Here is a 14,797-nt window from a genome sequence, read left to right as displayed (position 1 = left end):
GAAACGGCTTTCTATATTCAGGAACGGTCATTGTGATTATAGAAGGTTTAATCTGATGAGTCTTCCCCTCGAAATGGCAGACGCCGACAGGAATTCATCCCTTGCCGCAGCGGTCGATGCAGCCATCACAAGCGCGCTCGACGACAAGCGGCTTGTGGGAACGGTGGTGTTCGTCGCCCGCGACGGAGAGATCGTGCATCGCCGCGCCGCCGGCCTTGCCGACCGCGAAAGCGGTCTGGCGATGCGTGAGGACACCATCTTCAGGCTTGCTTCCATCACCAAGCCGATCGTCACCATCGCCGCGATGCGGCTCGTCGAACAGGCGAGAATCGGGCTCGACGACCCAGTGACGAGATGGCTGCCGGACTTCCGGCCGAGGCTGCCTGACGGTGGCGAAGCAACCATTCGCATCCGCCACCTGCTGACCCATACGTCCGGCCTCAGCTACAGCTTCTTCGAAGAGGACGATGCCTATGCCCACGCCGGTGTTTCCGACGGCCTCGCTGAACCCGGGTTGCCGCTCGCCGAGAACCTGCGGCGGATCGCCAGCGCGCCATTGCGCTTCGCGCCGGGCAGCGACTGGCAATATTCCATTGCCATGGATGTTCTCGGCGGCGTCATCGAGGCGGAAACCGGAGTGCCGCTAGGCGAGGCCGTCGCTGAACTGGTGACGAAACCGCTTGGCCTTGCCGATACCGCGTTTTCGGTTCGCGACCGCAGCCGGCTGGCAGCGGCCTATATGGACGCTTCACCGGAACCGGCGCTGATGGGCGAGACTGCGCTGGTGATGTCGCTGATGGGCCCCATCCGCTTCGCGCCGAACCGCATCTTCGACCCCGCCTCCTATCATTCCGGCGGCGCCGGCATGGCGGGAACGGCGGGTGACGTCCTGGCCATACTCGAAACCATCCGTAGAGGTGGTGCACCGCTGCTCTCGATCGAAACCGTAGGGATGATGGCGACGGACCAGGCCAACGGCCACCGCCAGCAGCACGAACCCGGCTCCGGCTTTGGCTTTGGCTGGTCAGTCATCACCGATCCGGCCGAGGCAGGCGTCCCCTTCCCCACCGGCACGCTGAAATGGGGCGGCGTCTATGGCCATAGCTGGTTCATCGACCCGGTTAATGGGCTGACCGTCGTTGCACTGACCAACACGACGCTGGAGGGCATGTGGGGCAAGTTCACAGTCGATCTTCGCGAGGCGATCTACGCGGCATTGTGAACGAACGATACAAGCAGAAAAGCCCGGCGATTGCCGGGCTTTTGCATTCGGGATCAGATGATCTCAGTCTTTCTTGACCGGCGGGATCGGCCGGATCGAGAGCTCGCGCAGCTGTGTCGGGCTTGCCGGGCTCGGCGCGCCCATCAGCAGGTCCTGGGCCTGCTGGTTCATCGGGAACAGCGAGATTTCGCGCAGGTTCTTCGCGCCGACGAGCAGCATGATGATACGGTCGATACCGAAGGCAGCACCGCCATGGGGGGGGGCGCCGTACTGGAAGGCGCGATAGAGGCCGCCGAAACGGTCTTCGACATCCTGCTGGCTGAGGCCGACCTTCTCGAAGGCGGCCACCATGGTTTCCGGCGACTGGTTACGGATCGAGCCTGAGGCGATTTCGAAGCCGTTGCAGACGGCATCATACTGGAACGCCTTGATGGTCAACGGATCCTGGCTCTGCAGCGCTTCGAGGCCGCCCTGCGGCATCGAGAACGGGTTGTGCGCGAAATCGACTTTCTTTTCTTCCTCGCTCCATTCGAAGAACGGGAAGTCGACGATCCAGCAGAGTTCGAAACGGTCGCGATCGACAAGGTTCAGCTCTTCGCCGGCCTTGGTGCGGGCTTCACCGGCAAACTTGTAGAACTTCGCCGGATCGCCGGCAACGAAGAAGCAGGCGTCCCCGTCATCGAGACCGAGCTGGGTACGGATCGCGTCGGTGCGCTCCTCGCCGATGTTCTTTGCAAGCGGGCCGGCGCCCTCGAGCTTGTCACCTTCCTTGCGCCAGAAGATGTAGCCGAGGCCAGGCTGACCGGTCGACTGCGCCCAGGCATTCATGCGATCGCAGAACGCTCTGGAACCGCCGGTCTTTGCCGGGATCGCCCAGATCTCGACCTTCGGGTTAGAGGCGATCATGCCGGCGAAGACCTTGAAGCCGGAGCCGGCGAAATGTTCGGTGACCGCTTCCATGACGATGGGGTTGCGCAGGTCCGGCTTGTCCGAACCATATTTACGGATCGCCACGTCATAGGGGATGCGCGGCCATTCCTTGGTGACCGGCTTGCCTTCGGCGAACTCTTCGAAAATGCCTGTCATCAGCGGACCCATCGTGTCCCAGACGTCTTCCTGGGTGACGAAGCTCATTTCGAGGTCGAGCTGGTAGAATTCACCCGGTAGGCGGTCGGCGCGCGGGTCTTCGTCGCGGAAGCAGGGCGCGATCTGGAAATAACGGTCGAAGCCCGCCACCATCAGCAGTTGCTTGTACTGCTGCGGCGCCTGCGGCAGCGCGTAGAAGGTGCCGGGATGGATGCGGGACGGCACGAGGAAGTCGCGCGCGCCTTCCGGCGAGGAGGCCGTCAGGATCGGCGTCGTATATTCGGTAAAGCCGACATTGCCCATTTCGCGGCGCATGGCGGAGATCACCTGGGTGCGCTTGACGATGTTCTTGTGCAGCGTTTCGCGGCGAAGATCGAGGAAGCGATACTTCAGGCGGACGTCTTCGGGATAATCCGGCTCGCCGAAGATCGGCAGCGGCAATTCCTTGGCGGCGGAGAGGACTTCGATCTCCTGCGCGTAGAGCTCGATCTCGCCAGTCGCCATGGTCTTGTTGACGGTGTCTTCGGTGCGCGCCTTGACGATGCCATCGATGCGGATGACCCATTCGCCGCGCACGGTTTCCGCCATCTTGAAGGCCGGGCTATCAGGATCGGCGACCACCTGGGTGATGCCGTAATGGTCGCGAAGGTCGATGAAGAGAACGCCGCCATGGTCGCGAACGCGGTGAACCCAGCCGGAAATACGGACGGTCGAGCCGACATCCGACTTGCGGAGGGCGGCACATGTGTGGCTGCGATAGCGATGCATGATCTCAAATCCTGGATGTGGCTTAAGACGGCAGCAAGGGTTCCAAGACCCTCAAGCGCCGACAAGAAAATCGGGCGGAAAAGCGCATGGACGCTCCGATTTGTCAAGGCTTGGCGCACGCGGCCGGGCGTTTGGCACGCGTTTATGGCGAGGCTGCGACCCGTATGCTGCGGCAGTTTGGCCGCGCTTCCTGTATTGCTGAAGCTGCCGGTCAACTTTACAAGGATCGGCATTCTCACCGTGGAGCGTCCGCATGCCTCTCCTTAGCCGCCGCAACCTCTTGAAGGCATCCGCTGTTGCGGGTGCCTATGGTGTCGGCATCGGCATTGCCGGTAAATACGGTTTTGCCGAGGCGGCTCCCGAGCCGCAGCTGCTGACGGCAGTGAAGACCGAAGCCATGCTGACCGAGGCGGGACCGACCACGGATATCATGAGCTGGGGCCATGACGGCATGCCGCCGGTCCTGCGGATGAGGAGGGGGCGGCCCTATGCCGCGCGGCTGAAAAATGGACTCGACGAGCCGACGACGATCCACTGGCACGGGCTGCGCATCGACAACCGCATGGACGGTGTGCCGTTCATGACGCAGCCTTACGTCTATACCGGCGACAGCTTCGACTATGCCTTCACGCCGCCCGATGCCGGCACCTTCTGGTATCATCCGCATTGCAACACGCTGACGCAGATGGGGCACGGCATGACCGGTGTCATCGTCGTCGAAGATCCGGCCGATCCGGAATTCGATGCCGAGGTGGTGCTGAACCTGCGCGACTGGCGGCTCGGCGGCGATGGACAATTCATCGCTCCCTTCCGGCCGCGGGATGCTGCCAAGACCGGCACCTACGGCACGGTGCGCACCGCCAACTGGCATCGGGAACCACGATATGACGCGCCGGCCGGCGGGCTGGTGCGGCTGCGTATTGCCGTGACCGACGTGACGCGGATCTTCTCGTTGAAGATGGAAGGCGCCGATGCCACCGTGATTGCGATCGACGGCAATCCGGTGCCGAAGCGTTTTCCCCTCGACCTGCTGCAGATCGGACCGGGTCAACGGCTCGATCTTGCCATGCGCATGCCGGATGATGAAGGCGCGGTCGCGACGCTGGAGGATATCCGCGGCACGGCGCCGAAGACGATCGCCAGCCTGCGCGCGGTCGGATCATCGTTGAAGCGCGCCATCGAAGATCTCGGGCCGCTTGTCGACAACCCCGTCCCGAAGGCCGATCTAACCGCTGCCGAGCAGATCCCGCTGATACTGAGCGCCACTGCCGAGAATGCCGCCGTCGAAAGCATTTGCGGCACGCTGGGCTACAGTTTCTGGGCCATCAACAAGGTGCCATGGCCAGGCGATACACCCGATCCGACGGCGCCGCTGGCGGAATTGAAGCTCGGCAAGAGCTATGTCTTCAATCTGGAAAATACCACGCCGCATGCCCATCCGATCCATCTGCACGGGATGAGCTTCACGGTGATCTCCTCCTCGACGCGGGAGGTGATGCCGCTGGTCTCCGATACCTATCTCATCCAGCCGGACGAGAAGGTGCAGCTTGCCTTCGTCGCCGACAATCCCGGCGACTGGCTGCTGCATTGCCATATCATCGAGCATCAGAAGACGGGGATGACGAGCTATCTCAGGGTAAGCTGAGGCCGCCTGCACTTTCACCGCGATTGCAGCCGTGCATCGCACCTTGCCTCAGTTTGGACGTGATTCTTCGCCAGCAATGCTCGAAGCGTATGCTGTTGTATTGACATATCGAACCGAAAGGAGAAGGAAGGTTCAACCGACCTTTTCCTTGCGAATGAAATGATATGATCGAAACCACCGCCGATTTGGCGGCCGCCTGCAAAGAGCTGGCCAAGTCCGACTTCATCACCATCGACACCGAATTCCTGCGCGAAACGACCTTCTGGCCGGAGCTCTGCCTGATCCAGATGGCAAGCCCGACGACGGAAGTTCTCGTCGATCCGCTGGCCAAGGGCATCGATCTCGCCCCCTTCTTCGAGCTGATGGCCGATACGAAGGTGCTGAAGGTCTTTCACGCGGCGCGCCAGGACATCGAAATCATCTTCAATCGCGGCAATCTCATTCCGCATCCGATCTTCGACACGCAGGTCGCCGCCATGGTCTGCGGCTTCGGCGACAGCGTCTCCTATGACCAGTTGGTCAGCCGCATCAAGAACGTCCATATCGACAAGTCGTCGCGCTTCACCGACTGGAGCCGCCGGCCGCTCTCGGACAAACAGCTCGATTATGCGCTGGCTGACGTCACCCACCTGCGCGACGTCTACCTGTCACTGAAGGCGGAACTCGATCGCGAAGGCCGCAGCTCCTGGCTCTCCGAGGAAATGGACATTCTCGAGTCGCGCGAAACCTACGACATGCATCCCGACGATGCCTGGCAGCGGCTGAAGATGCGCCTGCGCAAGCCGCAGGAGCTGGCGATCCTGAAATATGTCGCCGCCTGGCGCGAACGCGAGGCGCGCGCCCGCAACGTGCCGCGTTCGCGGGTGCTGAAGGATGATGCGATCTACGAGATCGCCCAGCAGCAGCCCAAGGATACCGAGGCGCTCGGCCGTCTGCGCACCATTCCGAAGGGTTGGGAGCGCTCGACTTCCGGCGCCGCGGTCATCGAGGCCGTCAACACCGCTCTTGCTCTTCCGAAGGCCGATATGCCGCATGTACCGCGCCAGGCGCAGGCGCCCGAGGGGGCCGCTGCTGCCGTCGAATTGCTGAAGGTGCTGCTGAAGCTGATATCGGAAAAACACGGCGTGGCGCCGAAGGTGATCGCCAACAGCGAGGATCTCGACAAGATCGCCGCCGAGGGCGAGAAGGCCGAAGTCGCCGCCCTGCACGGCTGGCGGCGCGATCTTTTCGGCGAGCCGGCACTGCAACTGATCCAGGGCGCGATCGCTCTGCGCTTCGTCGACCGGAAGGTCGAAACCGTCAGCCTCTGAGGCGAGTGCATCACGCCTTAAATCGGCATCGATTTTAGGACAAAATCACGCAGTCATTCAAATGCTACAGCGCCGCGCGTCTGAAAAGGACGCGCGGCGCTGTAGATTCGAATTCGCTTGACGGTTTTTTCCGGCCTGAAACAATGGCCTTAACCAACATCACGGCGCAGAGGCGGCATGCGGGAAATATCTCCGACACAGAATTGGATCCTGATCACGATCGTCCTTGCGGCCAGCGGCGTCATCTATGATCTGATGTTCTACTCCAATCAGACACCGATTGTCGGGGCGATCTTCGCGCTCTTCATCGGCATGCCGATCCTCGCCTTCGAGCGTAAGGTGCTGTTTCGAGCACTCTACCGGCGCATCCAGAAGCTGCCGACCTTCGCCTTCATCATCACCGAGCTGCTGATCTACGAAATCCTGATGAGCATCGGCTTTGCCTGCGCCGGCCTGCTGCTCTGGTCGCTCGGCATGGTGAAGCCGGTGTCGCTCCTCGACCTCGTCATCATGCCGTTCGAAGTCTTCCTCTATGCCCTGGCGGTCTGCACGATGCTGATCTTCGTCTTGCGCGTGCGAGAACTGCTTGGTCGTGAAGTTTTCCTCAGCATGCTCATCAGCCGCTACCGCAATCCGGTCAAGGAAGAACGCGTCTTTCTGTTCATCGACCTCGTCGATTCGACGGCTTTTGCCGAAAAGCACGGCGACCTCAGGGCGCAACAGCTGCTGAGCTCGCTGTTTGCGACCTTTGCCGAACCCGTCAGGCGCCACAAGGGCATGATCAACGACTATGTCGGGGATGCGGCGATCATCACCTGGCCACTTGCCCGCGGCGTCAAGAATGCGCGTTGCGTGCGCTGCATCTTCGATATCCTTGCCGATATCGAAGCCAATGCCGCCGGCTGGCGGAAAAATTACGGGCAGGTGCCAAAGCTCCGCGCCGCCCTTCACGGCGGCGAGATCATCACCGCCGAAATCGGTGTGGATCATCATAAGATCAGCTATTTCGGCGATACGGTGAACACCACCGCCCGGTTGGAGACGCTCTGCCGCAGTCTGAACCGATCGATTCTGATCTCCAGCGAGCTTGCCCGGCGCATGAAATTTCCCGACGACATATCCTGCGAGGATCTCGGCACCCATGCCGTGAAGGGACGCGGCCAGGCACTCGGCGTCATGGCGCTTTCCTCGCGCGCGGTCACCGTGCTGAAAACGCCGGCCGTCATTCTGCACGGCTGAGCACCGTCTGACCTTACGTCACCAAAGCTTCACCCAACCGTCAATTCGCTGACATTAAAGCCCTGCTAAGCGGAAGGCCTTTGCAATCCACTCCACGGGGATATTATGAAGAACGTCCTTTTTGCTTCCGTATCGCTTTTCATCCTGGTCGCGGGCGCCGCTTCGGCCGACCAGCAGCAGTTCCCGGTCAAGCTCGCCGGCCAGGCGATCCTGCCTGCCAACACCATGGTTCCGGCACCGGCAGATGCCCCCGAATTCCTCAAGCATTCCGGCAAGTTTACGACGCCGGACCGCAAGCGCACCGAAGCGCTCGGCACCGTTCCCGGTAAGGACGGCGCCCGGATCACCGATCTGAAGCTTCCCTTCGACGGCCAGCCGATCCAGGGTTTCTCGGGCGTCAAGACGATGGCCGACGGCACCTTCTGGACGCTCTCCGACAACGGCTTCGGCTCGAAGTCCAACTCGTCGGACTCCATGCTCTTCCTGCACCAGATGAAGTTCGACTGGGCCGGCAACAAGGCTGAAGTCGTCAAGAACCTCTTCCTCTCCGACCCCAACAAGATTGCTCCGTTCCCGATCGTTCTCGAAGGCAGCGACACGCGTTATCTCACCGGCGCCGACTTCGACATCGAGTCGATCCAGCCGGTTGCCGACGGCTTCTGGCTCGGCGACGAATTCGGTCCCTACATCCTGAAATTCGACACGTCAGGCCGCCTCACCGACGTCATCCCGACGACGCTCGACGGCAAGCCGGTGCTTTCGCCCGACAATCCACTTCTCTCGGTTCCGGCCAACCCGGCCGCCAAGATGCCGGTCTTCAATCTGAAGCGCTCCGGCGGCTTCGAGGGCCTCGCCATGTCCAAGGACGGCGCCAAGCTCTACGGCCTGCTCGAAGGCGCCATCTACAAGGATGACGGCACGGTGGAAACCATCGACGGCCACACCGCCATCCGCGTCATCGAGTTCGATGTCGCGTCCAAGAAGTGGACCGGCCGCAGCTGGCTCTATCCGTTCGAGGACAAGGGGGTATCGATCGGCGACTTCAACGTGCTCGACGACACCACCGCTCTCGTCATCGAGCGCGACAACGGCGCCGGCACGACGGACAAGGCCTGCGCCGACCCGAAGCAGCCGAAGCCGGATTGTTTCGAAGCTCCGGCCGTGCTGAAGCGCGTCTACAAGATCGAGTTCAACGACGCCAATGTCGGCAAGGCGGTCCGCAAGATCGGCTATATCGACCTCCTGAACATTCAGGACCCCGACAACAAGAAGAAGGCCGGCAGCAAGGACGGCGTCTACGACATGCCGTTCGTGACGATCGAAAACGTCGATCGCGTCGACGCCACGCACATCATCATCGGCAACGACAACAACCTGCCCTTCTCGGCCGGCCGCGCCGTCGACAAGGCCGACAATAACGAGTTCAGCCTGCTTGAGGTTGGCGAGTTTTTGAACGCGAAGTAAGCAGAAAATCCTGAGGACATCTGGAGGGCGGTGCGGTCAGCGCCGCCTTTTTTTTGCAGAAGGCATTACCTCAGCCTCCCTCATTCCTGTGCTCGTCACAGGAATCCAGCCACGGCGCGTCCGCGCCGTGATTGAATCAATACCTCAAGGGAAAAGAGTCTTTCGCGCCCAAGGACTTGGGCGCGCTTGATTCCTGTGACAAGCACAGGAATGAGGGAGGAGCGAGGTTTCGGCACGAAAAGAAACGATCAAATACGGCGAGCAGCGGAATTACCCTATTCGAATCGAAACGCCAACCGCTTGTTCGTCAGCTTCGACAGCTGCTGCAGGCGGCCGTCCAGGCGTTCGCCGGCAAAGTCGCGATATTCGGGGGGCACGACGAATTCGAGGTCGAGGTCCGGGCTCGAAGATTTGCGGAAGGTCAGGTTCTTGACGATGCCGGGCATCGAGGCCGAGAAGAGATAGACGACGCGCAACATGCCGCCGAGCAGCTTGGCGCGCTCGATGAGCTGCGGCGTGGCGATCTGCGCCAGCTGACCAGTGGCGCCGTCGTCATGCAGGCCTTCGAAACGGTAATAGTTGGAAAGCGCGATGAAGGCGCGGCCGGGATGACTGATGCCGACGAAGGAAGAGTGGGCGATGACGTTCAGCGCCTGCAGACCGCGATAGTCAGGATGGGCGCGCCAGCTGATATCGGCCAGCAGACAGGCGGCCTGACGGTAGCGGCTTTCCTCTTCGGTTTCCTGGATGCCGAAGAGGGGCATCATGCGGCCGGTCCATTCCGCCAGCTCGCGGGCATGCTCCGGCGAACGGGCACGCAGGATCGCCAGTTCTCCGGCGGCGGCAAGCAGCGGATCGGCGCGGCGCTCGGCCTCCGACAGCAGCGAATAAAGATATCCCTCGCGCACACCCTGCGCCGAAAAGGAAATCAACGACGGCTTCATCGCGCTCAGCACTTCCTTCATGGCGACGGCGCCGAAAGGCAGCAGCGAACGGCGGTGCTTGGAAACGGCCTGCAGCGCCGGCTCCCTGGAGTCGCGCGCGGTCACCACCTGGTCGAGGAACTGCATCATTCCTTCGAACGACACCTCATAACCCTGCATCATGTGCAGCGGATAATGAGTGATTTCCATGTGCAGCTTGGCGATGTTTCGCCAGGTACCGCCGACGGCGTAGAAGGTGCGTCCCTCGCCTTTCGACAGCAGCTTTGCCGTCTTCAGCTGCTTGCGGGCAAAGCTCTGGGCCTTGGAGAGCGAACCGCCGGCATATTCCGACAGGCGCAGGCCGCCGAGCGGCAGCGTGATGCCCTTGCCGAACTCCTTGCCCTTGATATCGATCAGTTCCAGCGAGCCGCCGCCGAGATCGCCGGCAATGCCGTCAGGATTGTAGAAACCGCTGATGATGCCGAGCGAGGCGAATTTCGCCTCCTCCTCGCCGGAGAGCACGCGAACCTTGCGGTTAAGGATGGTTTCCGCCTGATGGATGAAATCAGGACCGTTGCTCGCCTCGCGCGCAGCCGCCGTTGCCAGCACATACATGGTGGCAGCGCGCGCCTGATCGGACAAAGCCTTGAAACGGTGCAGCGCCGCCAAAGCCCGCGCGACGCTGTCTTCATCCATCTTGCCGGTAAGGGCGACGCCCTTGCCGAGGCCGCAGAGGACCTTTTCGTTGAAGAGGACGGTTGGCGAACGGGACATGCCTTCGTAGACGACAAGACGAATAGAATTCGATCCAATATCGACGACGGAGACCGGGGCGATCCCCGGAAGGCGCCCCTGGGCTTCAGATTCAACCATTTAGGTCCAGTTTTACTTGTTGTTGCGGCCTTCGAGCAGGCCGGCGATCAGCTTCGGCGCACTGGACTTCAGAGCTTCACCACGGCCCGACAGGCTCGGATTGGTCATGAAATACTGCTGCGCATTGAACGGTTCTTCGCCCCTGCGCACTTCCATGCGTCGCGACGTACCGTCGGGCAATATCTCGTAGCTTTGTTGATTGTCAATCACGTTGCCGAGCATAATCTGTGACAAGACCTGCTCGTGAACGGTCGGATTCGTCAGCGGAACCATGGTTTCGACACGGCGATCGAGGTTTCTCGGCATCATGTCGGCCGAACCGATGTAAACCAGCGCCTTGTCGGATGGCAGGCCGTGACCGTTGCCGAAGCAGAAGATGCGGCTGTGTTCGAGGAAGCGGCCGACGATCGACTTGACGCGGATCTTTTCCGAAAGGCCGGGCACCTGCGGGCGCAGGCAGCAGATGCCGCGCACGACGAGATCGATCTCGACGCCGGCATGGCTGGCGCGATAGAGCGCATCGATGATGTCGGGGTCGACAAGCGCGTTCATCTTCATCCAGATCGCGGCAGGCGCACCGTTCCTGGCGTGCTGGATCTCTTCCTCGATGTGGCGCAGGATGCGCGGGCGCATCGTATAGGGCGAGATGGCGAGCTGCATGCCCTGTTCGGGCTCGCCGTAGCCGGTGATGAAGTTGAAGATATTCGCCATGTCGTGGGCGATCACCGGATTGCAAGTGAAATAGGAGAGGTCTGTATAGATCTTCGCGGTGATCGGGTGGTAGTTGCCCGTTCCGAGGTGGCAATAGGTTCGCAGCTTGCCTTCCTCGCGCCGGACGACCATCGACATCTTGGCGTGGGTCTTGAGCTCGATGAAGCCGAAGACGACCTGCACGCCGGCGCGCTCGAGATCGCGCGCCCAGCGGATATTTGCCTCTTCGTCGAAGCGAGCCTTGAGCTCGACCAGCGCCGTCACCGACTTGCCGGCTTCGGCGGCGTCGATCAGCGCGCGGACAATCGGGCTGTCGTTGGAGGTGCGATAAAGCGTCTGCTTTATCGCCAGGACATCAGGATCGCGCGCAGCCTGGAGCAGAAACTGGACCACCACGTCGAAAGATTCGTAGGGGTGGTGGACGACCATGTCCTTTTCGCGAATGGCGGCGAAGCAGTCGCCGGCATGCTCGCGAACACGCTCGGGAAATCGCGCATTGTAGGGCGCATACCTGAGATCCTCGCGCGGCGCCTTGGTGATCTCGGACAGGGTGTTCAATGCCAGAAGGCCCGGCAAAACGGCGACGCGATTATCAGGGATATTGAGCGCCTGAACGACGAACTGACGCAGCGACGCCGGCATTTCCGAGTCGGTCTCGATGCGGATGACCTTGCCGCGACGGCGCCGCTTCAGCGCCGTTTCGAAGAAGCGGACGAGATCCTCGGCCTCTTCCTCGACTTCGATATCGCTGTCGCGGATGACGCGGAACGTACCGGAGCCCTGCACCTCGTAACCCGGGTAGAGCCGGTGGATGAAGATGTTGGCGACATCTTCGAGCGTGATGTAGCGGATGGTGTTTCCATCATCCGGCAGGCGGACGAAGCGGTCGAGTGCCACCGGCAGGCGCAGCAGCGCCGTCATCGGCTCGCGGCCATTCTTGCTGACCAGCTGCAGACCGATCGAGAAGCCGAGGTTCGGAATGAACGGGAATGGATGGGCGGGATCGATCGATAGCGGCGTTAAAACAGGGAAGATCGCCTGTTCGAATTCGGCGGCCAGCCATTGGCGGTCGGCATCGCTCAAGGCGCCGGGACGCACGATCAGGATGTCTTCTTTGGCGAGATATTGCTGCAGGACGGCGAGCGAGGCCTGCTGCTCCATCTGCAGATGGTCGATCTCCTGCAGGATCGAGTCGAGCTGCTCGGCCGGCGTCTTGCCGTCGGGGCTGCGGATGACGATGTTCTGGCGCACCTGACCCTCGAGGCCAGCGACACGCACCATGAAGAATTCATCGAGGTTGGCGGCGGAGATCGACAGGAAGCGGACGCGCTCGAGCAGCGGATGCTCGGTATTCAAAGTCTCTTCCAGAACACGGCGGTTGAACTGCAGCCAGGAGAACTCCCGGTTGATGAAGCGTTCGGGGCTCTTGAGCAGCTCTTCCAGCGGCGGGACGTTGTCGTTGATCTCAGGAGTAAGTTCCTGCTGTTCTGCGACTGCACTATCCATGGTCCGCTTACCCCGTTATCAACCGCAAAGGCAATTATATCAGTTTGACGACGGAACTGTGACAGTCAATCGGCCGGTTCCGAATTTCCCAATTCATTCAATACTTCGGCAGCAAGAGACCGGGTGATTTTCGTGCCCCGCGACAGGGCCAGCCGGTCAAGCCTTTCGACGATCGTCTGGGCCGCGTTCAGCGACCGCTCCATCCTGACAACGATATAGAGCACGAGTTTGTCATCTATATAAAGCTGCCGGTCGGCAAAGAGCTTGACGATCACCTGCGACAACAGCGCCTCATCGGGTTCGCCGATCTCGACGACGGTTGCCGCTTTCAGGCGCGAGCGCAGATCGGGCAGCAAAACCGGCCACGACATCGGCCAGAGGCGGCTGGTCATCAACAGGCTGGTGCCGTTTTCGCGGACGCTGTTGATGACGTGGAAGAGCGCGTTGTCGTCGAAGCCGAGGCGGTCGGCATCCTCGAACAGCACCGGGCCGGCGGCGGCAGCAATTGCGGCGTCGGAGCCAAGCTCGGGATGGATGTCGACGGCGCCGCTCAATTCCCGCCAGATGCGGGCGAGATGCGATTTTCCGGAGCCGACGGGGCCGGCGAGCACGACGACCGGCGACGGCCATGCCGGCCAGGCATCGACGATCGAAACGGCGGCGGCAAGACGCTCCGAAATCAGCAGGTCGTCGCGCCCGCTTGCGGCATCGTGCGAAAAGACCAGCGGCAGCTGCTCTCCGGCCTTGCGCTTCGGATCAGCGTTCTTCACGTCATTCATTGGGAACTGATTTCGTCTTCCGGGCGCGGCCACTGGGCGACCCGCCAAAATAAAGATCGCTCTGAAGGTAGCGCGAAAGCGCGAAACGAACAAGGACGCCGACGGCCGCAGCCGCCGGCACCGCAACCAGAAGCCCGACGAAACCGAAGAGCGCGCCGAAGGCAAACAGCGCAAACATCAGCCAGACCGGATGCAGGCCGACGCTGGAGCCGACGAGCTTCGGCTGCAGAATGTTGCCCTCGAGGAACTGACCGCTGAAGAAGACGACGAGCACCAGCCCGATCCACGGATAATCGGGCCAGAACTGCACAAGCGCCACGCCGATGGCGAGCACGAGGCCAACCATCGAGCCGACATAGGGAATGAAACTGATCATGCCGGCGAAGAGGCCGATCAGCAGGCCGAAATTCAGCCCGACGAGAGAAAGGCCGACGGCATAATAGATGCCGAGGATGAGGCAGAGCGAGCCCTGGCCGCGAATGAAACCGGCGATTGCCTGGTCAATCTCCTTGGCGATCTGGCGAACATCGCTGACATAATCGCGCGGGATCCACTGATCGACCTTGGCGACCATACGGTCCCAATCGAGCAGGATGTAGAAGGCGACGACGGGGGTGACCACAAGCAGCGATATGACGTCGACGATCGCCTTGCCGGAATTCCAGATCTGCGCAAAGAGCCCGGTGAGGAAGCCCATGCCCTCCGACAGGATGCCGGAGAGATTGTCCTTGATCGCGCCCATCTGGTTCTCGACCCAGTCCGGCAGCAGCGAATTCTGCGCCTGCGTGATGAACTGCTGCAATTGGCTGATATAACCCGGCAGACGTTGAGCGAAATCGTTGAACTGGCTGATCAGCACCGGAATGAGGATCATCAGCGCCAGCGCGAAGACGATGACGAAGGCAACGAGAATGCCGATGGTCGCCATCATGCGGCTCAGACCCAGCCGCTCCAGCCGGTCGGCCACCGGATCGAGGAAATAGGCGATCGCCATGCCGGCGATGAAGGGCAACAGGATCGAGCTGAAGACATAAAGGAAGGCGATGAAAAAGACGAGCGCCGCCAGCCAGAAGAAGATCTGACGCTTGAGAATGTTCCCACTGACTTGCTGTGGCATTGCCTTCCCCGCTGATCGCTCGCCGCCGCCGAACGCCGCATGCGATCCGAAGCGGCCATTCAGCACATAGGATGCAGGCGCAAAGATGGTCAACCCTGTCGCGCCAAATCCCGGAAAGGCCGGAAGAAGACGCGGGAAATTGGGGGCTTTTGCC

10 protein-coding genes are annotated in these 14,797 nt (G+C 61.3%); 5 read left to right on the top strand and 5 right to left on the bottom strand.

Annotated elements, in window-relative coordinates; genetic code table 11:
• Positions 1–55: 55 nt before the first annotated feature.
• Positions 56–1,222: a serine hydrolase domain-containing protein gene (locus AC244Q_RS06245; RefSeq protein ID WP_128405761.1), complete on the top strand. Its 1,167-nt coding sequence runs from the start codon at positions 56–58 to the stop codon at positions 1,220–1,222.
• A gap of 63 nt (positions 1,223–1,285) precedes the next feature.
• On the opposite strand, the gene aspS is transcribed toward AC244Q_RS06245, so the two are convergent.
• Positions 1,286–3,076 carry an aspartate--tRNA ligase gene (gene aspS, locus AC244Q_RS06240; protein WP_128405760.1) on the bottom strand — a complete coding sequence of 597 codons (1,791 nt, stop codon included), beginning with the start codon at positions 3,074–3,076 and terminating at the stop codon, positions 1,286–1,288.
• Between the two features lie 253 nt (positions 3,077–3,329).
• On the opposite strand from aspS, the gene AC244Q_RS06235 reads away from it, so the two are divergent.
• The 4 genes from AC244Q_RS06235 (at position 3,330) to AC244Q_RS06220 (ending at position 8,734) form a co-directional block, all read left to right on the top strand.
• Positions 3,330–4,721, top strand: a complete 1,392-nt coding sequence (locus tag AC244Q_RS06235; RefSeq protein WP_128405759.1) for a multicopper oxidase family protein — start codon at positions 3,330–3,332, stop codon at positions 4,719–4,721.
• A gap of 164 nt (positions 4,722–4,885) precedes the next feature.
• Positions 4,886–6,031, top strand: a complete 1,146-nt coding sequence (rnd, locus tag AC244Q_RS06230; protein WP_128405758.1) for a ribonuclease D — start codon at positions 4,886–4,888, stop codon at positions 6,029–6,031.
• Positions 6,032–6,208: 177 nt separating this feature from the next.
• Positions 6,209–7,270: an adenylate/guanylate cyclase domain-containing protein gene (locus AC244Q_RS06225; protein WP_128405757.1), complete on the top strand. Its 1,062-nt coding sequence runs from the start codon at positions 6,209–6,211 to the stop codon at positions 7,268–7,270.
• Positions 7,271–7,375: 105 nt separating this feature from the next.
• Positions 7,376–8,734 carry an esterase-like activity of phytase family protein gene (locus AC244Q_RS06220; protein WP_128405756.1) on the top strand — a complete coding sequence of 453 codons (1,359 nt, stop codon included), beginning with the start codon at positions 7,376–7,378 and terminating at the stop codon, positions 8,732–8,734.
• Between the two features lie 275 nt (positions 8,735–9,009).
• Here the strand turns inward: AC244Q_RS06220 and ppx are convergent, their stop codons facing one another.
• The 4 genes from ppx to AC244Q_RS06200 all read right to left on the bottom strand — a co-directional run bounded on the left by ppx (position 9,010) and on the right by AC244Q_RS06200 (position 14,643).
• Positions 9,010–10,530 carry an exopolyphosphatase gene (ppx, locus tag AC244Q_RS06215; RefSeq protein WP_012756867.1) on the bottom strand — a complete coding sequence of 507 codons (1,521 nt, stop codon included), beginning with the start codon at positions 10,528–10,530 and terminating at the stop codon, positions 9,010–9,012.
• Between the two features lie 12 nt (positions 10,531–10,542).
• A complete protein-coding gene (locus AC244Q_RS06210; RefSeq protein ID WP_012756866.1) occupies positions 10,543–12,747 on the bottom strand; it encodes an RNA degradosome polyphosphate kinase in 2,205 nt (734 codons plus the stop codon).
• 65 nt (positions 12,748–12,812) lie between these two features.
• Positions 12,813–13,526, bottom strand: coding sequence for a DnaA regulatory inactivator HdaA (hdaA, locus tag AC244Q_RS06205; protein WP_012756865.1), 714 nt, complete (start codon positions 13,524–13,526; stop codon positions 12,813–12,815).
• On the bottom strand, positions 13,519–14,643 hold the full coding sequence (locus AC244Q_RS06200) for an AI-2E family transporter (RefSeq protein ID WP_012756864.1): 1,125 nt from the start codon (positions 14,641–14,643) through the stop codon (positions 13,519–13,521). Before AC244Q_RS06200 ends, hdaA begins: the two co-directional genes overlap by 8 nt.
• Positions 14,644–14,797 lie beyond the last annotated feature (154 nt).

The sequence above is a fragment of the Rhizobium sp. CB2179 genome, from assembly GCF_057653455.1.
This window is presented reverse-complemented; position numbering and strand designations above follow the sequence as displayed.